This window comes from Nocardia sp. NPDC058058 (assembly GCF_042885355.1).
Taxonomy (GTDB): Bacteria; Actinomycetota; Actinomycetes; order Mycobacteriales; family Mycobacteriaceae; genus Nocardia.
In genome coordinates, this window is sequence record NZ_JBHVSA010000001.1 from 1358637 (window position 1) to 1381813 (window position 23177).

General features: G+C 67.5%; 11 protein-coding genes. 9 read left to right on the plus strand and 2 right to left on the minus strand.

The annotated features are described in order from the left end of the window. Positions 1-88: 88 nt before the first annotated feature. Complete coding sequence (locus tag ACFVUS_RS06330; protein WP_387762116.1) at positions 89-1417, minus strand: cytochrome P450; 1329 nt, start codon at positions 1415-1417, stop codon at positions 89-91. Positions 1418-1664: 247 nt separating this feature from the next. On the opposite strand from ACFVUS_RS06330, the gene ACFVUS_RS06335 reads away from it, so the two are divergent. The 9 genes from ACFVUS_RS06335 to ACFVUS_RS06375 all read left to right on the plus strand — a co-directional run bounded on the left by ACFVUS_RS06335 (position 1665) and on the right by ACFVUS_RS06375 (position 22338). Next, positions 1665-11882: an HAD-IIIC family phosphatase gene (locus ACFVUS_RS06335; RefSeq protein ID WP_387762117.1), complete on the plus strand. Its 10218-nt coding sequence runs from the start codon at positions 1665-1667 to the stop codon at positions 11880-11882. Further along, the gene (locus tag ACFVUS_RS06340; protein ID WP_387762118.1) at positions 11869-14160 is read left to right on the plus strand and encodes a thioester reductase domain-containing protein; all 2292 of its coding nucleotides are present in this window, start codon (positions 11869-11871) and stop codon (positions 14158-14160) included. The genes ACFVUS_RS06335 and ACFVUS_RS06340 overlap by 14 nt, the downstream gene beginning before the upstream one ends. Further along, a complete protein-coding gene (locus ACFVUS_RS06345; protein ID WP_387762119.1) occupies positions 14157-15305 on the plus strand; it encodes an alpha/beta hydrolase in 1149 nt (382 codons plus the stop codon). Before ACFVUS_RS06340 ends, ACFVUS_RS06345 begins: the two co-directional genes overlap by 4 nt. After that, a complete protein-coding gene (locus ACFVUS_RS06350; RefSeq protein WP_387762120.1) occupies positions 15238-16527 on the plus strand; it encodes a glycosyltransferase in 1290 nt (429 codons plus the stop codon). Before ACFVUS_RS06345 ends, ACFVUS_RS06350 begins: the two co-directional genes overlap by 68 nt. A 3-nt stretch (positions 16528-16530) precedes the next feature. Further along, positions 16531-17784, plus strand: coding sequence for a glycosyltransferase (locus ACFVUS_RS06355; RefSeq protein WP_387762121.1), 1254 nt, complete (start codon positions 16531-16533; stop codon positions 17782-17784). 111 nt (positions 17785-17895) lie between these two features. Next, a complete protein-coding gene (locus ACFVUS_RS06360) occupies positions 17896-19161 on the plus strand; it encodes a hypothetical protein (protein ID WP_387762122.1) in 1266 nt (421 codons plus the stop codon). Positions 19162-19237: 76 nt separating this feature from the next. Further along, positions 19238-19897 (plus strand): hypothetical protein, encoded by a 660-nt coding sequence (locus ACFVUS_RS06365; RefSeq protein ID WP_387762123.1) that lies wholly within the window; start codon positions 19238-19240, stop codon positions 19895-19897. Between the two features lie 65 nt (positions 19898-19962). Beyond that, positions 19963-20685 (plus strand): haloacid dehalogenase type II, encoded by a 723-nt coding sequence (locus ACFVUS_RS06370; protein ID WP_387762124.1) that lies wholly within the window; start codon positions 19963-19965, stop codon positions 20683-20685. A 252-nt stretch (positions 20686-20937) separates the two neighbouring features. After that, positions 20938-22338 carry a DUF222 domain-containing protein gene (locus ACFVUS_RS06375; RefSeq protein WP_387762125.1) on the plus strand — a complete coding sequence of 467 codons (1401 nt, stop codon included), beginning with the start codon at positions 20938-20940 and terminating at the stop codon, positions 22336-22338. Positions 22339-22656: 318 nt separating this feature from the next. On the opposite strand, the gene ACFVUS_RS06380 is transcribed toward ACFVUS_RS06375, so the two are convergent. Continuing rightward, positions 22657-23160 carry a winged helix-turn-helix transcriptional regulator gene (locus ACFVUS_RS06380; protein ID WP_387762126.1) on the minus strand — a complete coding sequence of 168 codons (504 nt, stop codon included), beginning with the start codon at positions 23158-23160 and terminating at the stop codon, positions 22657-22659. Positions 23161-23177 lie beyond the last annotated feature (17 nt).

Genomic DNA, 23177 nt, shown 5'->3' on the forward strand with positions numbered 1-23177 from the left:
GATTCGAGTTCGTGATCAGGGGTTTCGAGGTGACACGGCCCCGGAGAAGAACAACCGCGCGGTGTCAGATTGGCACGGAATGTCGCAATCAGCGGCGCCTGAGGGTAATCAGCGCATTGCGCGAGGGGCTCAGGCCGGTGTGGTAGCGCCGCGCGGGTTCGATCGGACCCGGAATCGGATCGATGCGCCGCTTCTCGATAATGGCGCGGAACAGGATTCGCGCCTCCACGGTCGCGAATTGCGCGCCCAGGCAACGATGCGGCCCGGCGCCGAAAGTCAGCCAGGTGTGACCGTCCGGCTTCTTATCGAGAAAACGCTCGGGGCGGAAGGACAGCGGGTCCGGATAGATGTGCTCGGACTCGTGAATCAGCAGAATGGGAATGATGACAATGGTGCCCTCGGGCACCGCGACGCCATTGACCACGGTATCGCGCAACGCGATCCGCCCGGTGAACGGCGAAACCGGCCGCAGCCGCATGGTTTCCGCGACGACCGCGTCCAGATAGGCGTCCAGTCGCGCCTCGTCACCGGAGTCGACGGCGGCGTCGAGTTCGGCCATGGCCGCGGGATGCGCGGCCAGCATGGTGGCGATCCAGCCCAGGGTGATGGCGGTGGTCTCGTACGCGCCCAACAGGATTCCGCGCAGGTTGCGGGACAGCGCGACATCGTCGTGCTGATCGAGCTCGGTGCCGACGTAGCGAGCCAGCACATCGCGGCGATCCGCACCGGCGTCATTGCTCGCCCGGCGCGCGGTGATCTCCTCGATGATCACCTCGTCGACCTTGGCCTGGGCGCGCATGAGCGGCCGATACGGCGGGGTGTAGCCACCGAGCAGCGGCGTCACCAGCGTGACCGCCAGGAACCCGCGGCTCTCGATCTCGCCGAACCAGGCACTCACCGCGTCCTTGAGCCTGCCGCTGCGCTCGGGTGCGACATCACCGAACACGACACTGAGCAGCACGCCGATAGCCAGATCGTAACCAGCCTTGAGGAATTCGATCGGTTCGTCGACCGGCCACTTGGGCAGCTCGCGCTCGACGACCTCGATCATCAATTCCTCATAGGATTTGAGCGCCTTGTGCTGAAACGGCGGCGAGAACAGTTTGCGCTCGCGGCGATGATCCTCGCCCTCCAGGAAGATCAGCGTCTCCTTGCCGAACACCAGATCGTGGCTCGACAGCCGGGCCATCAACTGACCGACGGAGAAATCCTCGTGATTGGTGAATACCTCACGGACATCGGCCATGTCATGGGTGATGAACATGGTCGGGAATCCCGGCGGCGAGGCGACGAAACGCTTCCCGAATTCCAATAGCGGTGAGCTATGAGCACCGGGGCGAATCAACCCGCCCAACTGCCCGAGACGGCGGTTGCGTAGGCGGGGTAGTTGGCGCAGCGTTATCGGGGTCTGTGACACGCAGCCATCTTCACCGCTGATCCGGCGTCTGGCAATCATGAAATCCGTGCCGTACCAACGAGTGTCGCGCGTGCCCTGCCCCTACTTTTCGGGGGTCGGATTGATCTCGCGGTGGCCCCGTGCGGAGGTGTAAAGATGGCTAGGGTTAGCGCACACGGGTCGCAACACGCACCGCCGCGCCATTTTCGCGCGCTCATGCACAAAGTACGGCCGAATAATGAGATTTACCAGGTAGAGAAGGTATTTCGTGCTCAACACTTTTACTGAAACACTGTTCGCTCAGATTGCGAGCCGACCCGGCGAACTGGTCTACCGGTTCCTGGACAGTGGTGAAGTCGAAGGTGCTGTCCGCGAAATGACCTACGCGGACCTGGGCATACGCGCGCGAGCAATAGCCGCGGCCCTCCAGGATTCGAGACCCGGGCGCGCATTGCTGCTCTACCCCGCCGGACCGGAATTCGCCGAGGCGTTCTTCGGCTGCCTGGCCGCGGGCGTCGCCGCCGTACCCGCGCCACTGCCCGAATGGGACAACCGCTCGCTGCGCCGACTGCGGCGCATGGTCGCGCACGCCGAAGTCGACGTGGTGCTGGCCCCGGCCCGGGTGGTCACCGACGCGGCCGCGCTGTGCGCGGAGATTCCGGAACTCGCTGGGCTGCGCTGGCTGGCCACCGACGAGATCGCGGACGACCGCGCGAACGATTGGCGCGAACCCGATCTCGGCCCCGATTCGGTCGCGTTCATCCAGTACACCTCCGGTTCGACCAGCGCCCCGCGCGGTGTGCTGATCACCCATGAGAACCTGCTGCACAATCAGGGCGCGATCGCCGACGGCCTAGGGCACGATCCCGATTTCGCGCGCTCGTGGGACGGCGCGCTGTTCGCGAGCTGGCTGCCCATGTACCACGACATGGGCCTGATCGCGCCGCTGCTGCACACGGTCTACCTGGGCGCGAACTCGGTGCTCATGTCCCCCATGCACTTTCTGCAACGCCCCGAGCGCTGGTTGCGCGCGGTCTCGGACTATCGCGCGCACACCAGCGGCGGACCGAACTTCGCCTACGAGCTGTGCGTGCGCCGCATCGGGGCCGAACAGATCGACGGGCTCGACCTGAGCAATTGGCGGGTGGCGTTCAACGGTTCGGAACCGGTGCGCGCGAGCACCATCCGGCGCTTCGCCGATACCTTCGCCCGCGCGGGTTTCCGGGCCGGGACACAGCATCCGGTCTACGGTCTGGCCGAGGCCACGCTGATCGTGACCGGGCCGTCCATCGGCGTGCCGCCGACCTTCCACGAGGTGAAGGACGCGCTGGGCGATCGCGCCCGCGGTGCGGAACTGGTCGGGGTCGGGCGCGCGGTCGGCGGTATGTCGATCGCGATCGTCGATCCCGAGACCGGCGCCGAGCGCGCCGAGCAGACCGAGGGCGAGATCTGGGTCGCCGGAAAGAGCGTGGCGGCGGGCTATTTCCGCGATGAGCAGGCCACCGCCGAGGTCTTCGGCGCGCGACTGCCCGGCGACGAGCGCCGCTACCTGCGCACCGGTGACCTCGGTTTCGTCTCCGGCGGCGAACTTTTCGTGACCGGCCGCCGTAAAGATCTCTTGATCATCGACGGCCGCAATCACTATCCCCAGGACATCGAGTCGACCGTGGAGGCCGCGCACGGCGGTGTGCGCGCGGGCTGTGTCGCCGCCTTCTCGGTCGAACTCGGTTCCGGTGGTGAACAACCCGTCGTGGTGGCCGAGGTGCGCACCGAGGAGCCCCCCGAACTGGCCGCCATCGAGGCCGCCGTCCGCGGTGCGGTATCGACCGAACACGGACTCACCCTGGCCACGCTCATGCTGATTCGGCCGGGCACCATCTTCAAGACCAGCAGCGGCAAGATCCAGCGCCAGGCGTGCCGCGCCGCGTACAGCTCGGGTGAACTGCTCGAATTGACCGCCGGGCCACTGCGTTCGCCCGAGGATGAGCTCTTCGATTTCGAGGAACCGGCCGCGCCGGTCGTCGCGGACGCCGCCGGACCCTCCACCGAGGCGGTGCGCGCGTGGCTGGTCAAGACCATCGCCCAGCAGGCCGCGCTCGATCCCGAGCGCATCGACATCCATCAGCCGATCGTCGAATTCGGTTTGGGCTCCGCCGATCTGGTCGAGCTGGTGATCGACCTCTCGGACTTCTACGGCGAATTCCTCGATACCAATCTGTTCTTCGACAATCCCACCATCGACGGTGTGGCCCGGGCGCTCGCACCCGCCGCGGAGACGGTTCCGGACGCGGTCGAACCCGAGATCGCCGCCCCCGACACCGCCGAGGCGGACGGCGAGGAGATCGACGAAGACGCCATCGCCATTATCTCCATGTCCTGCCATTTCCCGGGGGCCGCCGATTCACCGGAAGCGCTGTGGCGCTTGCTGGACGGTAACGGGGACGCGCTCGGTGAGGTGCCCGAGGGCCGCTGGGATATCGAGGATCTCTACGATCCGGACACCACCGCCAGCGGTAAGGCGTACACCTTCCGCGGCGGTTACGTCGACGGCCTGGATCGCTTCGATGCCGCGTTCTTCGGCATCGGCCCGCGTGAGGCCGCGGTCATGGATCCGCAGCAGCGCGTGATGCTGCAATTGGCGTGGGAGGCGATCGAACGATCGGGTCGCGATCCGCGCACCCTGCACGGCAGCGCCACCGGTGTATACCTCGGCGTCTACGCGACCGGATATCTGGCCGATCCCGCGCCCGAGCAGCTCAATGGTCAAGTGGGGACCGGACTTTCGCCCAGTGTCGCCTCCGGGCGCATCTCGTACACGCTCGGATTGCACGGTCCGGCGGTCACCCTCGACACCGCCTGCTCCTCCTCGATCGTGGCCATGCACTCGGCCATGGCGGCGCTGCGCGCGGGCGAATGTGATCTCGCGCTGGCGGGTGGCACCACGCTGCTCATGTCGCCGATCGCGCATATCGAGCTGTGCAAGCTGGGGGTGCTGTCCCCCACCGGCAAATGCGCGCCGTTCTCCGCCGAGGCCGATGGCACGGTGTGGGCCGAGGGCGCGGGCCTGGTGCTGTTGAAACGCCTCGAGGACGCCCGGCGCGACGGTGATCGGGTATTGGCCGTCATCCGTGGTTCGGCGGTGAATCAGGACGGGCGCAGCCAGGGGCTCAGCGCCCCGAATGGCGCCGCGCAGGAACAGGTGCTGCGTTCCGCGCTGCGGGTGTCCGGGCTGAGCCCGCACGATATCGACTACGTCGAGGCGCACGGCACCGGCACCGCACTGGGCGATCCGATCGAGGCCCGGGCATTGGCCCGGGTATTCGGCCCGGGTCGCGATCCGCAGCGGCCCCTCGGTATCGGATCGCTCAAATCCAATGTGGGACACACCCAGGCGGCGGCCGGTGTGGCGAGTGTCATCAAACTCGTTCTCGCCCTGGAGCATGGGCGGATTCCCGCCACCTTGAACGCGAAAACGTCGTCACCGCATGTGGATTGGGAACGCAGCGGGGTGGCGGTAGCCGGTGCGGCGATGCCGTGGCAGCGCGGTGAGCGCGTCCGGCGCGCCGGGGTCAGCGCCTTCGGGCTCAGCGGCACCAACGCGCACCTCATTCTCGAAGAGGCTCCGGCCGTACCGGTTCCGGCTCCCGAGGCCGCGAGTGCCGATCGGCGCGTGGCGCTGCTGCCGATCTCCGCGCGCAGCGAGGCATCCCTGCACGGTCAGGCTCAGCGCCTGCTGGATCTGGTGAGTGCCGATCCGGCCCTGGAACCGGGTCCGGTCGCTCGCTCACTCGCGGTGCGGCGCACCAGGTTCGAACGGCGCTCGGTGGTGGTCGCCGCCGATCGCGAGCAGATGATCGACGCACTGCGCGCACTGGTCGAGGGCAGCGAGTCACCCGATGCGGTGATCGGTAACGGCCCGGTGCTCACCAATGCCAAGACCGCGTTCATCTTCCCCGGTCAGGGCACACAGTGGGTCGGGATGGCCCGCGATATGCTCATTGCCTCCGAGGAGTTCCGCACCGAATTCGAGCGCTGCGACAAGGCTTTCAGCGCACTGCTCGGCTGGTCGCCGCAGGAGCGGCTGGCCACCATGACGGTCGAGGATCTCTGGGATCATCCGCTCATCCAGCCGCTGCTGTTCATGATCATGGCCGGGCTCGCCGCCACCTGGCGGGCGGCGGGCGTGGTTCCGGACGCGGTGATCGGACACAGTCAGGGCGAGGTCGCGGCCGCCTACTGCGCGGGCGTCCTCGAATTGGGGGACGCGGCGAAGATCGTCGTCACCCGCAGCCGCCTGATCGGGGATATCGCCGAGCCGGGCGCGATGGCCGTGGTCGGCCTGCCCGAGGCCGAGGTCATCCCGCGGCTGGCGAAATTCAGCGATCGGGTGTCGATCGCGGCGGTCAATGTGCGGCGGTCCACCTTCGTCACCGGACAGCAGGCCGCGGTCGAGGAATTCCTCGCCGAACTGACCGAGGCCGGGATCTACAACAGGCTGCGTGCCGCCGGGCCGAGTTTGGGCGGGCACAGCCCGATGTACGAGCCGTTGCGTGAGCCGCTGGCCGCCGCGCTGGCCGGAATGACGGCGGAACCTCCTGTCACACAGTGGTATTCGACGGTGACGAGCGAGCCGATCACCGAGCCCGTCGAGCCCGGCTACTGGTTCCGCAATGCCCGTCAGACGGTGCGATTCGCCGACACCGTGGAACGCATGATCGCCGATGGCTTCCGCTACTTCGTCGAACTCGGCGCGCATCCGATGCTCACCGCGGCGGTGAAATCGCTCTCCGATGAGCTGTCTCGCGAGGTCATCGCCGTGGGCTCACTGCTGCGCGAGCAGGACGGGCCGACCGCCCTGGCGCGCGCCCAGGCCGAATTGCATGTCGCCGGACATGAACTCGACTGGACCGGCCTGTTGCCGGACGCCGCACGGGTGGACCTGCCCACCTATGCCTTCGACGAACGCAGCTTCTGGACCGAACGGCTCAACCGCGATTCCACCGCGCTCGGGCTCGGCGATATCGAACACCCGATCCTGGGTGCGGTTGTGCCGCAACCGGATTCCGGCGGCATCATCCTGACCGGCCGGGTATCGCGCCGCCTGCAACCGTGGGTCACCGACCACGCGGGGCCGAACGCGGTGCTCATGCCCGGCGCTGCCCTGGTCGAACTCGCCATCCGCGCCGGTGACGAGGTGGACAGCCCGGTCCTGCGCGAATTGCTGCTGCGCGCACCGCTGCTCGTCCCCGAACGCGGTGCGCTGCGACTCCAGGCGGTGGTCGGCGGACTCGATGCGCACGATTGCCGCACAATTCGGGTCTACGCCCGCGACGAACATGATCCCGACGCACAGTGGACACTGCACGCCGACGGCCTGCTGGCGGAGGAATCGGCTTTCGCACCGGCTCACTCGGATTCACCGACCCGCGCACCCGGCTACGCCGACGCGTGGGTGCCGGCCGATCCCACCGTGCCGGCGCTGCCGGGACAGGCGACACCGTCCGGTACCGCGACGTGGCCGCCGCAGGGCGCGGAACGCGTCGATACGGCGGAGTTGTACGCCGCGCTGCACGCTCGCGGCCATCATTACGGCCCGCGGTTCCAGGGCATGCGCGCCGCGTGGCGACGCGGCGACGAGATCTTCGCCGAGATCGAACTCCCCGAATCCGCGCACGCCGACGCCACCCGATTCGGCATCCACCCGGCCCTGCTCGACGCGGCCCTGCACGGCACCGCGCTCTACGCCACCGACGGCACGCACGCCCTGCTGCCGTTCGCCTGGTCCGATGTCACGCTCTGGGCTTCCGGCGCAACCGCATTGCGGGTACGGCTCACCCGCTCGGGCGCGGAGACCGTCTCGATGTCCGCCACCGACCGCACCGGCAACCCGGTCGTCTCGGTCGGCTCCCTACTACTGCGCCCGGTGGCGACCACCCGGTGGGATGCCGCCTCCCTCGCCCCCGCGTACCGCCGCCTGTTCCAGTTGAACTGGACCGCACGCACGCTCGGCACCGCGAACCGCGCACTCACGGTGTGCGAGTGGCAGTCTCCCGAAACGGCGGCCGAGCAAGCGGACGTCATCGTTGTTCCCGTGCCCGAGGGCACGTCACCCGAGCAGGTGCATGCTGTCGCACAGGGTCTGCTCGCGACGCTGCAAACCATCATCGGCGACCGCCGCTTCGAGCGGTCGACCGTGGTCGTCCGTACACGCGGTGCGGTTGCCCCGAGCGAGCCGATCGCCAACGGCGACAACGCGAGTCCGGATCCAGCGAGTGCGGTGGCGTGGGGTCTGGTGCGATCGGCGCAGTCGGAGAATCCGGGACGGATCGTGCTGATCGATTCCGCCGACGCGGAACTCGATTACGCCGCGCTGCTCGCGATCGAGGAACCGCAGCTGGCCGTGCGAGAGGGCGTGGCCTTCATACCGCGCCTGGCCCGCCTGCCGGAGCACCCGGCTCGAATTCAGGAGGGTCGAGTCGACCTCGGCGCAGGCGCGGTGCTGGTTACCGGCGCTCCGGGCGGGCTCGGGTCGGCGCTGGCACGGCATTTGGCCGAGGCCTACGGGGTGCGGGATCTGGTGCTGGTCAGTCGGCGCGGGATCGACGGGCCGGGTGGCCATCAGTTGCGCGCCGATCTCGAAAACCTCGGTGTGCGAGTTCGATTCACGCAATGCGATATCACCGATCGGGATGCGCTCGCGACCGTGCTCGACGGGCTGCCTTTGGCCGGTGTGGTGCACGCGGCGACGGTGCTCGACGACAGCACACTGGGTTCGCTCACCCCGGCGCAGCTCGAAACCGTGCTGCGGCCGAAAGTCGACGCGGCGCACCATCTGCACGAACTGACCGTCGATCGGCAACTGTCGATCTTCGTGCTGTTCTCCGCCGCGGGCGGTCTGTTCGGCACGCCCGGACAGGCCAATTACGCCGCCGCGAACGCCTATCTCGATGCGCTGGCGCTGTATCGGCGGTCCATCGGGCTGCCCGCGCAGTCGCTGGCCTGGGGCGCGTGGGAGGTCAATCAGACCGAGTACATGGCGCGCGCCGATCTGCAACGCTTCGAACGGGCCGGGGTGCGGGCGTTTGCGACCGCCGACGGTATGGCGTGCTTCGACGCGGCGCTGCGGTCCGGGGAGCCGATGCTGGTGCCGCTGCTGCTCGATACCGAGGTGCTGCGCAGGCAGCCGGGCGTCCCGCGCCTGCTGCACGGACTGGTGCGGCGCACCGCGCGCCGAGCCGTCGCCGATCGCTCGGTCGTCGATGTGGTGGCGGAATCGCAGTTCGCCGAACGACTTCGGACGGTACCGCGCACGGAGGCCGTCGCCCTGGCGATCGCCGCCATCTCCGAATGGACCGGGCAGGTGCTCGGTCACGCCGGTGCGGGGCAGGTGTCGGCGGAGGCGAATTTCCAGAGCCTGGGCCTGGATTCGCTGATGGCGATCGAATTGCGCAATAAGGTGCGCGAGCACACCGGCGTCTCGGTGCCGCTGGGCACCATTCTGGCCGAGCAGAACCTCACCGAGCTCGCCGGATTCCTGGTGGATGAGCTACTGCGACAGGCGGTTTCGAACGCCGATGCCGTGGTTGCCGATGTCCCCGATATCGAAGTGCTGCCCGTCAGCCGCGACATGATGCGCCTGCTGCGCACCGAACAGCTCGGCATTCCCAGCGCCGCGCAGACCGGCGGTGTCGCGGTCCGCATCCCCGTTCCGATCACGCGGGAGCGGCTGGAGCAGGCGATCACGCGGCTGGCGCATCGACATGCCGCGCTGCGCACCACCATTCGGCGCAGCGAGGAACACGGCCGCCAACTCGAAATCCATCGCGAGCCCGGCGCGCTCACCAGCTGGCTCGATCTCGATCACCTCGACGACGCCGTCGTGCGAGACCGCTTCCGGGAACTGATGGCTCGCCCGTTCGATCTGGAAACCGGCCCGCTCTGGCGGTTCGAACTCCTTAATAGCGAAACCGATTCCCCCGTACTGCTTTTCGGCGCGCACCACAGCATGAGCGATGTGCAGTCGATGCTGCTGGTGGCGGGTGAGATCGCCGCCGAACTCTCCGGTGAGCCGCTCGCGGACACCGTCACCAATCGCGATATGCATCAGCTGCTCACCGCGCAGCCGGGTAAGCGCGAGGGTGATGAGACCGCGGCGGCGCGCTGGCGCGAACATTTCCGCGGTGTTCGCCGCCTGGAATTGACGCTGGCACAACCGCGTCCGGATCAGCGCAGCTACGGGGCGGGAGCACTCGCCCTGGACATGCCCGCCGGACTGCACGATCGGGTCGCGGATCGCGCCCGCGATCTGGGCGTCACCCCGGCCGCGGTCTTCCTCGGCGCACTCAGCGTGCTGCTGGCGCGACGACAGCAGGCCGACCGCTTCGCACTCGCGGTGCCGGTGGATACCCGCATGCATGCCGACGCGACCGACGCCGTCGGGTATTTCGGTCTGCCCGTGCCGTTCCCGGCCGCCGTCGGAGCGACGGACACCGTCGGCACTGTCCTCGAGCGCACCGGTGAACGCCTGCGCAGCCTGCTCGCCCCGGGTGCGGGCTTCGCCGATGTGCTCGCCGCGCTCGCGGGCGAGGGCCTGCACCGCGATAACGCGCCGATGGTCGAGGTGTACTTCAACTATCTGCGCGCCAACTCCGCCGTCGCGGCGGCCGAGGTGGTTCCGGTGAGCACCGGATACTCCGACCTGGATCTGATGGTCGCGGTGCTGCCCGATACCGGACAGGTGTGGTTCACCTACAACAGCGACATCATCGACGCCGCGAGCTGCACCGAGTTCGGCACGGAGTATCTGGCCACCGTGGCGGCGGCCATCGCCGATCCGGGTGCACCCGCCCGGCCCGAACTCGCTGACGCCCGCGGCGTTTCCGGGGTTCGCGCGGCGTTCGGCGCGACCTTCGCGCTCGGCAGGCTGCCCGAACTGCTGACCGCGGCCTCGGCCGACAGCTCCGCGATCACGGTCGCCGAAGCCCCGTACCACCATGTGCTGTCGAGCCTGCGCGATCCGTCGGGCGTATTCGCGCAGTCGTCCATGGGATTGAGCATCGTGCTGCTGCGGGCGGCGGATCTGGAACGGTTCGGTGCACTGACCGATGAGCTGCTGACCGAACTCGCCACCGAATACCCGGCGGCCATCAAGGAATTGGCCGAGCGGAACCGCAAACCGGTGATCGTCGGCATCCTGCCGTCGGCGGAAACGGAGGAACGGCTGCTGACCTGGGAGCGGCTCGTCACCGCCAGCCTGCGGGATGTGCCGGGTGTCGCGGTGCTCGAACCGGGTGACTGGACTCGAAACCATCAGGTCGACAACCCCTTCGACGATCGCACCGAGATCCTGGCGCACCTGCCCTTCACCCCGGAGTTCCAGGCCGCGGTCGCACTCACCCTGGTGGCGACCGTGGGAGCGATCCTCGAGCCAGCGCCGAAGGTGATCGCCGTCGACGGTGATGACACCCTGTGGAGCGGAACCGCGGGCGAAATCGGCTCCGCCGCCGTCGGTTTCGACGTGCCGCGACTCGCGTTGGCGCGCAGGCTGGCCCAGTGGCGCGCGGCGGGGACGCTGCTGGTGCTGGTCACCAACAATGACGCCGATATCGTCGACGCCATTCTCGATCGGCCCGAAAGCCCGTTGCGACGTGAAGATTTCGCGGATATCTCCGCTGGCTGGGAAGCGAAGCCGGAGCGACTGGAACAGGTCGCGCGTACGCTCGGCTTGAGCCTGGACACCTTCTGCTACCTCGACGACAACCCGGTCGAGGTGGCGCGCATGCGCACCGAACTCCCCGAAGTGCTGTCGGTGACCTGCCCGCCCGCCGCCGAGCTGGACTCCTTCCTCACCCGGCTGTGGCCGATGACCCCGATCGCCGCGACGGCGGAAGACCGAATGCGTGCCGACTTCTACCGCCAGGACACCGAACGCGATCGTGCCCGCGCCACAGCCGAATTCGCGGACTTCCTGGAACAGCTCGAACTCGAGGTCGACGTCGAACCCTTGACCGACGCCACCCTCGAACGCGCACGGCAGCTGGTTCGCCGCACCACCCAGTTCACCCTCGCCACAGTCACCCCGGCCGATCTCGACCGCTGGCGCGCCGAAGGCGAGGTCTGGACCGCCACCGCCCGGGACCGCTTCGGCGACTACGGCCTCATCTCCCTGCTGGCCCTGCGCACCGACGGTGACGCGCTGGTCATCACCGGCTGGCAACTCAGCTGCCGAGCGCTCGGCCGCGGTGTGGAGGAACGCCTGCTCACCTGGGCTGCCGACCGAGCCGAGGCTCTGGGCCACAACACCATCCGCATATCGTTCGAACACACCGCCCGCAATGAACCCGCCCGCCGCCTCGCCGCCCGCCTGCTCGGCGTCCCCGACGACGGCCAGGGCTACGACGTCTCGGTGACCCCGGATCGCCTGCGCCACTTCCGATCCTGGGACGCACACCCGACCACCGAGGAGCTGACCAGTGACCGCACCTGACGAACGCCCCCCGGTCCGCAACGAAGCCGTCGACCGCCGCACCCGCGCCGAAACCCTCGAACGCGGCACCGGCGCAATGGATATCGCCGCCCTACTGGCCCGAACCGGAGCCAACGGACACGCGAGCAAGCCCGAAGAACCCAAGTCCGAAACCCCATCAGCGCCGATCGGACCCGCCGCGACCAACTCCGGGCCACCGGTGTGGAGCGCCGACTCTCTGGCCGATGCGATCACCGAGTTGGCGAACCGCTTCACCACCGATCCCATTGACGCGGATACCGATTTCTTCGACGCGGGCGGTACCTCCCTCGCAGCGGTCGAACTGGTCGCCGCCCTCGCACGCGAACTCGACATCCACCCGGATCTCGACACGATCTTCTTCGATGCCCGCCCACGCAGGCTGGCGCAGCGCTGGCTCACCGACCATCCCGAAGCCGCTCAACCACTGACCGATCCGGATATACCCGCCGACACCGATGATTTGGCGCTGCTGTTCGCGGATCTCACGGGGGCGGATCGGCTGCCGATCGTGGCGGAGGTGGAGCGGGTCGCGCCGCGGAGGATTCTGTTGACCGGGGCCACCGGGTTTCTCGGGAGTCATGTGCTGCTGGATTTGTTGCGGCACAGTCAGGCGCACGTGGTGTGTGTGGTGCGGGCCGATGATGATCAGGCGGCGGCGCGGCGGCTCGAGGATGCGGTGCGGCGGTATGCGCTGCCGTGGTCGCGGGAGGTGTTGCGCCGGGTGACGCCGGTGGCGGCGGATCTGCGGCTGCCTCGGCTCGGGTTGACCGATGAGCGGTGGGAGGCACTTGCCGCCGAGGTTGATTCGGTCGTCAATGTGGGTGCGGCGGTGGACTTCCTGCGCGGGTATCCGTCGTTGCGGCGGAGCAATGTGCTCGGGCCACTGACGCTTGCGGAGTTGGCCTGTACCGGGAAGCCGAAGCCCCTGCATCACATTTCGTCGATGGCGGTGTTCAACGGGTCCGAGGCCGAGACGCTCAGCGAGGACGCGGCGACCGCCAATGTCGCCAAGCTGCCGATCGGGTACGACCGGTCGAAGTGGGCCGCCGAAGCGCTGCTGCGGCGCGCGAGTGAGCACGGGTTGGTGGTGACCATCATGCGGCCGGGTGGGATCGGGAGCCATCCTGAGACCGGGGCGCACAATCCGCGCGATCTCAATGCGGGAATCACCGCCGCGCTCATGCGCTTTCGCACCGTGCCCGGCTTCCGCTACCTCAATTCGGCCCCGGTGGATTGGGTCAGCAGGGTGACCGCCGAGATCGTCGGCACACCGAGTGCGTGGGGGCACACCTATCACCTGACCGGCGCACCCACCTCACTGGAGAAGATCGTCGCCGAAACCACGCTCGGCGGCTTGGGGATTCGCGTCCAACACTGGGAGCAGTGGTGCGAAGACGTGGTGCGCGAGATCCGCGACGGCCCGGTGCCCGAACTGGAGTCACTGGCCCAGGTCCTACAGAGCCCTGCCGCCAGAAGGCAATTGGCAGCCATGGTGACCGCACCGCCCGCCACGGCCGCGCGCACCGACGCGTTCGTAGCCGCACAGGGCCTGCCCGCACCGATCGTCTCCGGCCCGGCACAGCGCGGCAAGATGCTCGCCACCATGGCCGGTATGGGACCGCGCCCGGACGACGCACCCTACCTGCGCTTCCACGAGACACTCACCGGCACAATCCAACCCACCGGCTCTACCGCGGACATCCCCTGCGATCTGCGGTTGGCCCTGTCCGTCGCGAGCAGCGCCCAGGTGTTCTCCGCCCGCACCCTCGATGTCAGCGGCGAACTGATGTGCGCGGCGCTGCATGACGAGCCGCTCGCGGTCGAGGGCACCGCGATCGTCCGCCCGCACGACGGCACCCCACTGCCGGGCGAGACCCGGCATCCGATCATGCATTACCAACTCACCCTGCGAGATTCGTCCGGCGGCACCTGGTGGCTCCAGGGGTACAAATTCGCCGCCGCCCGCCGCAGGCTGGTGCGTCAGCTAGGCACCCAGCTGATCGAGATAGGCCGCACCGGCGAACCGGCGTCGTTCAAAGGCGAGGTGGCCGTCCCCATGCACACCTACCTGCCCGATCAGATCGACGGCATCCAAATCGATCCCCGTCTGCCCGAACGCCAGCAGCGCCTGGCGAAAATGCTGTGGCTCAGCTGGTTCGGCGGTCAACTCGGCAAGAGCCTGCTCGAACCGGTGCTGCGCGTGGGCACCGATCTGCTGGACCTGCGCCGCGCCATGCGGAAGGAGCACCGCCGGTGACCGATTCACGAGCCGAACTCACTGCCGCCGAAGTGATCTCATTCCGCACCGATGACGGCATCGACCTGCGCCTGCGCCGGGTCGGCCCGGCCGACGGTCCGGCGGTGCTGCTGGTACACGGGCACGGCGTCTCCTCGGAGATGTTCGCGCTGCCCGAGATTCGCAATATCACCGATGTGCTCGCCGACGCGGGCTATCAGTCCTGGCTGCTGGATTGGCGGGGCAGCTGCCGCCTGCCCTACAACGAATCCGGCCGCCCGTACACCTTCGACGACGTCGCGCTCTACGACCTGCCCGCGGCGGTCGCTCAGGTCCGCGCGCGGATCGGGGACCGGCCGCTGTTCGTGGTCGCGCACTGCATCGGCGCGCTGGCGCTATCGCTGAGCCTCACCGGCGGCCTGCTGCCCGGCCTGGCGGGCGTGGTCGCGCAGGGCGTCTTCCTGACCCCGAAGGTCAGCACCTCCGCCCGCATGCGCGTCCTGCTGGCCAGCGAACTGCTCGGCTCGCGCGTCACCCACCTGGACTCGGACTTCCGCAAGGTCGGCCTGTGGTCCAAGCGCACGCTGCTGTACGCCGCGCTGTCCCGCAAGGGCGACTGCCCGGACCCCACCTGCCGCATGGTGCAGTACGGCTGGGGTATGGGCGCGAAACTCTTCGAACACGATCACCTCGACGCCCGCACGCACGACCGCCTCGCCGAATTGTTCGGCGCGGTACCGCTTTCGGTGCTGCCGCATCTGCGCCAAATGGAATTGGCGCACGCCGTCGTGCGCTGGAATGTCGACGACGAGCGCTATCACGCGCTCCCGGAGAACGCCCTGGACCAGGCCGGTCGCATCGACTGCCCGGTCCTGCTGCTGTCCGGCAGCCGCAACGAGGCCTGGGTCGATTCGAACCGGCTGTGCCACGAGGTGCTTTCGACCCGCAACCCCGGAATCGACGTGCGCTACACCGAGATTCCGTCCTACGGCCATCTGGACACCTTCATCGGCCGCGGCGCGGCCCTGGACGTGTTCGGCCATATCGTCGATTTCCTCGATGAGACCACCGCCCAATTCACGAACGAAAGTCGAGAGTATGCGCATCGCATTGTTGACGGCGGGAACCCGGGGCGACCATCAGCCATATCTGGCACTGGCCGATGAATTGCGTTCGCGCGGCCATCATGTCGAGATAACCGCGACCGAGAACTACGCCGACGTGGTGCGGCGCTCAGGCTTCGAACCGCATGTCATCCCGTTCAACTCGGCGGAGCTGCTGGAATCCCCCGCGGCCAAACGCGGACTGTCCTCGGGCAATCCGCTGCCGTTCCTGCAGATCATGCTCGACACCGTCAAGATCATGGCTGGCGAACGCGGCGCGCAGATGCATGAGGTGCTCAGTGACGCGGTGGAATCCGCCGATGTGATCGTCTCCTGCGCCTCGACGCTGCCGTGGGCGATGGAACGGCGGGAGAAGACCGGGCAGACCGTGGTCGGCGGCCTGCCGTACCCGCTCGAGCGCACCGCGGAGTTCCCGTCCTCGTTCACGGTCAAGAAGATGATCTCGTCCCGGCGGCTGCGGCTGGCCAGCTATTCGGCGTTCGAACTCGCCTACGGTGTGGCCTACCGCAAGATGGACCGGCGGGTGCGGCAGTTGATGGGCCTGGAAGGCAAACCGCAGAACCCCTTCCGCCGCATGCGCGCCGAGGGAATTCCACTGGTGCACATGGTGAGTCCGGTACTACTGCCGAAACCCGCGGACTGGCCCGATCGCTCGACGGTCGTCGGCGCGCCGATCCTGCCCGCGCACATGCGCGACGCCTGGGGCGAGGCGGTGGTCTCCCCCGAACTCGCCGACTGGCTCGACGAGGGCGAGCCGCCGATCTACTTCTGCCTCACCGGAATGCCCATCCTGGACCCGGCTGGCTCCTGCGATCTCATCGCCGACGTATGCCGCAGGCTGGGCGCGCGCGCCCTGATCACCGTCAAGGGCGAGGGCTATCCGCGCGGTATCGGCTACGACCGGAACCTGTTCGTACTGGCCTCCTTCGACTACGACCGGGTGCTGCCGCGCTGCCGCGCGGTGGTGCATCACGGCGGCAGCGGCAATACCCACGATGTGCTGCGCGCCGGACTGCCCGCGGTGGTGATCGGCGTGCACAGCGACCAGTTCTTCTACGGCTGGCGGATTTCCGCGCTCGGCATCGGGGCCGACTTCCCGTACCCGTCGCTCACCGCCGATCGCCTGCACGATGCCCTGGTGCGCACGCTCACGCCCGAGGCGCGCGATCGGGCCGCCGAACTCGGCCGCCGCGTCTCCGCCGAGAACGGCATCGCCGCGACCGCCGACGCGGTGGAGAAGCTCGCCGCCAACGCCCCGGCCTGAAACATGGCCGGCACCATGCATATCGCGATCTTCACCGACTTCCACCCCGCCACCCTGGGCGGGGTGCAGACGGCGATGCAAGCACTGTGCGACGGGCTGCGGGAACGGGGCCACCGGGTGACCGTGTTCTGCGCTCCCGCACCGGAACCCGTAACCGTCGACGCCGATACCGTTGTGCTGTCGTCGATTCCGGCGAAGATGGCCACCGGCCTGCCCGTGGTACTGCCCACCCGCACCAACCGGCGGCTGATCGATGCCGAGTTCACCGCGCGCGGCCCGGTCGATGTGGTGCACACCCTCACCGCCTACGGCTGCGCCATCGCCGGCATCCGCGCCGCGCGCAGGCACGGCGTACCGGTGGTGCAGACCATTCAGAGCCGCGATGACACGATGATCGAAAAGTATTCGCCGTCACCGTATTTCGCGGCCCTGACGATGCGGTTGCTGCACGGCTGGTTCGTGCCGCTGCGCCACCAGCCCGCGCACGCGGGCGATACCCGCACCACTCGCCTGGCCTGGCGGCCGATGATCGCCCAGGCACAGGCCGCCGATCGGGTGACCGTGCCGACCGAGCATTTCGCCCGCCGCCTCGCCGCACGCGGCGTCGATCGGCCGATTCACGTGGTGTCCAATGGGATCGATGACGCGTTGCTCGATCGGGTACGCGCCGAAGCTGTCGAGACCGCTGCTGCCGGAGCACCGCTGCGCGCGCTGTGGTGCGGGCGGTTCTCACCGGAGAAGCGGCCACTGGAAGCCATCGAGGTGATCCGCGCGGTCCCCGGTTGCACCTTGGACGTCTACGGCGGTGGCCCGCTCGCCGAGCGCGTACGCCTCGCGGTGGACGAGGGCAATCTGGCTGATCGCGTACACCTGCACGGCGAGGTCGATCAGGCCACCTGCCTGGCTGCCATGCGCACCCACGATCTGCTGCTGCTGACCTCCGACTGCGATACCCAGGGCATGGTGCTGCTCGAAGCGGTCGCCATGGGCCTGCCGATCGTCTACTGCGATCCCGAGCTCTCCGAGACGATTCCGGACGGCGGCGGCATCCGCACCACCGACGGCACCGTCGACGCGTTCGCGGACGCCGTGCGGGCCGTCGCCGCGGATCGCGGTCGGCTCACGCGGCTGCGCGCGGCCCTCGCACCGCACGCCGACGAGCCCAGGCAGTCCCGGCATATCACCGACATCCTGTCGGTGTATCGCGCCGCGCGGACGGAATCGGCCCTGCCAGCACCCTCGGGCGGGCCGTCCTGAACGCCAATCGCACTGGCCTACTGCGCCTTCCGGCAACGCTGACCGTATGCTGCGTCTCGGAGCGGTCGAGAGCACCGATGCGCTCGCGGATTTTGTGATAGGGGAACGTCGATGCCACCGGATTACCATCGGCCGGATGACCTGTGGAATCAGGCCACCGAGGTACTGCCGATCGTAGACGGCTACGAGCCGCCCGAACCCGCCGCGGCGGCCAGCGCGGGCAAGCGATCGCAGGCGAGCCGATACACGATCATCGGGCTGTCCGCGGTGCTGGCGGGCCTGCTGCTCATCACGGCGGGACTGTTCGCCGCCAAACACTTCCGGCCCAACACCGAGACCGCGACCGCGCAGACCACCCAGCGCACCACACCCGCACCGACCACATCGGCGGCGGGTCCGGCGAGCCCGCCCGCGGCGGGAGCGCCACTGGCATCGGTGATCGCGTGGGTGCAGGCGGGCAAGACGGTCGACGTCACGAACTATCACACCGCGACCACCACCGACGGCACCATCAACAATCTGGGTTCGGCCGTCGCGTTCGTCAGCCCGACCAAGAAGATCCAGTGCATGACCCAGAAGCAGGCCACCACGGTCGACCAGGGCGGCCTGTCCTGCATGGTGGCGCTGGACAATCCGCCGTCGCGGCCGACCTCCCGCAATTTCGGCAACTGGGTCGGCGGCTGGGTCGACTATCCGGGTGAGCGCGTGGGCATCGGGGCGGTCAAGGGCGATCCGGGCCAATTCCTGCTCGGTGACGGTCCCGCGCTGGCGTACGGCAGCCGCATCACCTTCGACGACTTCGACTGCCGGATGGATCAAACCGGACTGTTCTGCGTGAACAAATCCGCCGAATCCGCTCTCCAGTTGAGTTCGTCGGGTGCGGTGCCATTCGGGTGCCTCGGTGCGGCCACGGCGCAGAACTACGGCATCGAATACTCCTGCGGCGGTGCGGCTCCGACCACTACCACCACCAGCAAGAGCAATGGTCCCGTCGCTCTCGGCGAGACGTGCGATACGGCCGGGCAGCAGGCCAAGGCCGCCAGCGGTGCGACGCTCACCTGCGACGCGGCCGGTGACAGCGGTTTGCGATGGCTCAACGAATCCAAGCCGGTCTCCGGATCCTCGTGCTCGGCGGGCGAAGCCGGGACGTTCGGATACACCGCCAACGGCAAACTGCTCATGTGCTCCAGCGTCACCTCGGGGCGGGTCTACGCGTGGGGCGACCCCGGAACGCTGGTGAGCGGGCAGCATCAGTCCGGGGAGAGCTGCGACGGTTCACAGGAGGGGAAGGTCGCCAAATCGGCCACCGGAACCGGCCTGTTCTGCATGCCGGTCAGCGGTTCGCCGGGTAAGTGGGCTTGGCGCGCACCGTCATAGGGATGCGCGGGCCGCGAACGCGCGGCACAATCACCGGTTCCGGGGATCTGTCGGCACCCACCGCTAATCTGCGGGGATGGTCAAACCCGAATCGGCCCTGCGCCGCCTGATGCGTGACACCGGAAAGCTGCTGCAGCCGTATGGATTCGACGGCGCGGAGCCCCTCTGGACGCGCGTCGGGGATGCGGGTGTGGCCACGGTCGGGCGCACCCGAACCTTCCGGACCTTCACCGGCGGCGATCAAGTCCTCCGCTTCGGCCTGACCATGAGCGCCACCCCCGCGGCCTGGTGGGAATTCTGCAACTGGCGCAATACCCGACTAAGCCGCCCGTCGATCCCCTTCGAAGCCGCCACCGGTCCCGGCCTGATCCCCGACGGCCTGCCCGCCCATCTCACCGAGATGTGGTCCATGAACCTGCCCGCCGAGGCGCAGGGACATATCGACCCGGCCGATATCGACACCATCCGCACCGAACTCCCCCGGCGCGTCCACGCCTACGCCCGGCGCGCACTGCGCCTACTCGAACCCGACGCATACCTCAACGAGCTACTGGCCCAACCGGATCCGCAGCTCGGCGCCTGGGAAGCCATCGCGGTCCTGCTCGCCGACAACGGCTCCGGACCCGAGCTCGACAACGCGCTCGAGCAGCTCCGGCTGTGCTGCCACGACCAGGAGGCGGCAGACTACGCGGCGAATGTCATCGCCTACGTTCAGTCCCGGGTGGCGCTGGTGTGAGAAGCCCCTCGGATCGGCGATTCGATCGGCGAGACTGAATACGCTTGTCCCGGAAGGGGACGCATATGCGCGAGACGGCACCGAAGGCACTGTTGTTCGACATTCAGGGAACGGTGACGGACTTCTTCACCACCATCCTGACCGAGCTGCGCGACCTCTGTGCGGTGCGCGGGGTCGAGATCGATGGATCGCGATTCGTAAACGACTGGCGCAGGGCCTATTCCGAACGAGTCGCAGGGAGGGATCCGTCCGGCGGGTGGCAGCCGGTACACGAGGTCTACCGCACGGCTTTGGACGAGCTGCTCATCACCTACGACGCGACCCTGTTCGACGATTCCGAACGCGAACAACTCACCTCGGCCTGGCAACGCCTCATCCCCTGGCCGGACACGGTCCCGGGTTTATCGGCCCTACGTGAGCACTACACCATCGCCGCCCTGTCCAACGCCGATGTCGCCGCGGTCGTGCGAATCTCCAAGCGCGCCAACCTCCCCTGGGACGCCATCTTCACCGCCGAAATGTCAGGCGCGTTCAAACCCGCACCCCGCACCTACCTGATGGCAGCCCACTACCTCGGCCTCGACCCCGCCGACATCATGATGGTGGCCAGCCACAAATACGACATCCGAGCCGCCGCCGAACTCGGCTTCCACACCGCCTTCATCGCCCGCCCCCTCGAATTCGGCCCGGATGAACACCCGGACATCGCCTACGACGACGCCTTCGACATCAACGCCGCCAGCATCCTGGAGCTGGCCGCCATCCTCGAGCGATCAATGAGTCGATGACCAAGAAATGGAAGTTATTGCGGGCTGCGTGCGAGTCGGGCGGGAAACCGATCTGAAGATAGGAATATTCTGAATATTCTTGTATCACAATAGAATTAAGCTTTCGGGGGCTGTTTTGCGGAGTAGAATAGGGGTATGAATTCAGGGGAGAACATCGCAATCGCGGAGAGTGCATCAGCGCTTTCCGCGGCGATCGACACCCTGATCTCTCAGCCGCTTATTCCGGTGTCGGACAATGGCATTGTTGAATTGATGCAGCAGATCGAAACCGCCACCCGCAAACTCGACGCGATGAAACTCGATCTGGTCGTGCAGACCTGCTCGCGGTCGCTGCCCAAGCGCGCGGGCGCAGGTTCGGTGGCACTGTTCCTGCAACAGACACTGCGTATCTCACACGGGGACGCGTTGAACCGGTGGCACTGCGCCGAACAAGCAGCCATCTGGCCGCGCGTCGGCGACAACGCCGAGCTGTCCATCCCAGCACCGGCATTGCCCAATACCGCACTGGCGCAGGAAGAAGGCGCGATCGGGCTCGACCATGTGCGTGTCATCCGCCAGGTCATGGACCGACTCCCTAACAAGGTCACCGCAGAGGATCGCGCCTTGGCCGAAGAGCACCTGGCCCGGCACGCACGCGCGTTGAACCCGAACCAGCTGCCCAAGATCGGCGATCGGATCCTGGGTCATCTCGACCCGGATGGCACGCTGACCGATGATGCAGACCGTGCACGTATGCGCAGCATGCGGTTGAGCCCACAAGGGTTCGATCTGATGTCCACCATGACCGTGGTGTTGACCCCCGAAGCCCGGGCCGCGATGGATGCGGTGCTGGCCAAGCTCGCCAAGCCGGGTCTGTGCAACCCCGCCGATCCCGAAAGCCCGTTCGTAGTCGATGAGAACCTCGACCCCGAGGTGGTGAAGGCCGCCGCCAAGCGCGATATGCGCACCACCGTGCAACGCCAGCATGATGCACTGTTCGCGCTGCTGCACCCCGACTTCCACCCCAACCACCTCGGCGTGCACCGAGGACTGCCGGTCACCACCATCGTGACCATGAGCATCCACGATGTGGAACGCGCCGCTGGTGTGGCCACCACCGCGACGGGTGGGACTGTGCCGGTCGCGGTGGCGTTGGAAATGGCTGCGCGCAAGAGCAAGACGTTCTCGGTCATCACCGACGGTGAGGACATGCCTTTGCATATCGGTCGGGCACGCCTGGCGAACCCGGCCCAACGGATGGCGCTCATCGCCACCGAACGCGGCTGCACCCGCCCCGGCTGCACCGCACCCGCCAGCATGGCCGCTGTCCATCATGTGACCGAGTTCGTCAAAGGCGGCCTGACCGATATCGAAAACCTCACCCTGGCATGCGATCACTGCCACGCGTTGGTGAACGACACCCCGACCGGGTGGACCACCATCAAGCTCGGTAAGGGTGCGAAGTTCGCCGGGCGTACCGCATGGATCGCGCCCGCTCATATCGATCCGACTCGGACACCGCAGGTCAATCACATGCACCACCCGGACGAGTTGATGGCCACCGCCCCGGCAGCGCCACCACTGCCCGCCGCCCGTGCTCGGGCCTGTGCGCCGAACAGGATGCGCCAGCGACCCTGGGTATTGCCTCGCCCGGCTTGCCCAGCCCGGCAATAGGTTCCACCCCACCTGTATCCACCGTCAGGAGCCTTCCTGCCGGTGCTACAGGCATGTCCGCACCTCATGCGGTTCCAGCCCTCCCGCAGTCCGGACAAAGAAGCAGTGCTGGGCACGCCGCCTGCCGTACCCGACTTGCTCTCCCGCAACCCAGACCCAACCCTCATCCGCCTGACGGGGTGACTGGCTGTGGTCACCTTCCGAGCCAAAAGACCAAGCCGCCCTAGTGTTTTGGTTCTTGTTGTTGGTCTTTGTTCTTGTTCTTGTTCTTTTCTTGTCCGGGCGTCTTTGTCTTTTGTTCTTTTAGTCTTTTGGTCTTTAGTCTTTTGTCCTTCCCAGCAGCTCCCCGATAAGTGCGGTGCCAGGCGCAGCCCGGCCCCCTGCCCCGGGCAGGTAATCGACAGTGTCTGTCGTCAACCGCTCACCACACTGTTCGCACGCCACAACCGCATTGGTGACATGGTCACAATCCTGATGATGCACACGCAAAGGCGCACCATCGGACCCAGCTTCCCACCGATCCCCCCACGCCATCAAAGCAAGCAACGCCGGAACCAGATCCCGCCCCTTCTCCGTGAGCCGATACTCGAACCGATCCGGATTCCGCTCGTACAGCTGCCGTTCCAGCACTTCTGCATTCACCAGCCGCTGGAGACGCTCGCTCAGCACGTTGGTCGCAACCCCCAAATCCCTTTGGATCTCATCGAACCGGTGCAACCCCACCGCGATATCCCGCACCACCAGCAACGCCCACGGATCACCCACGATCGCGGCCGAGCGCGCGATCGAGCAGGCGATCCGACTGAAGTCCGTCCGAGCCATGACAGTCCCTTGTTATA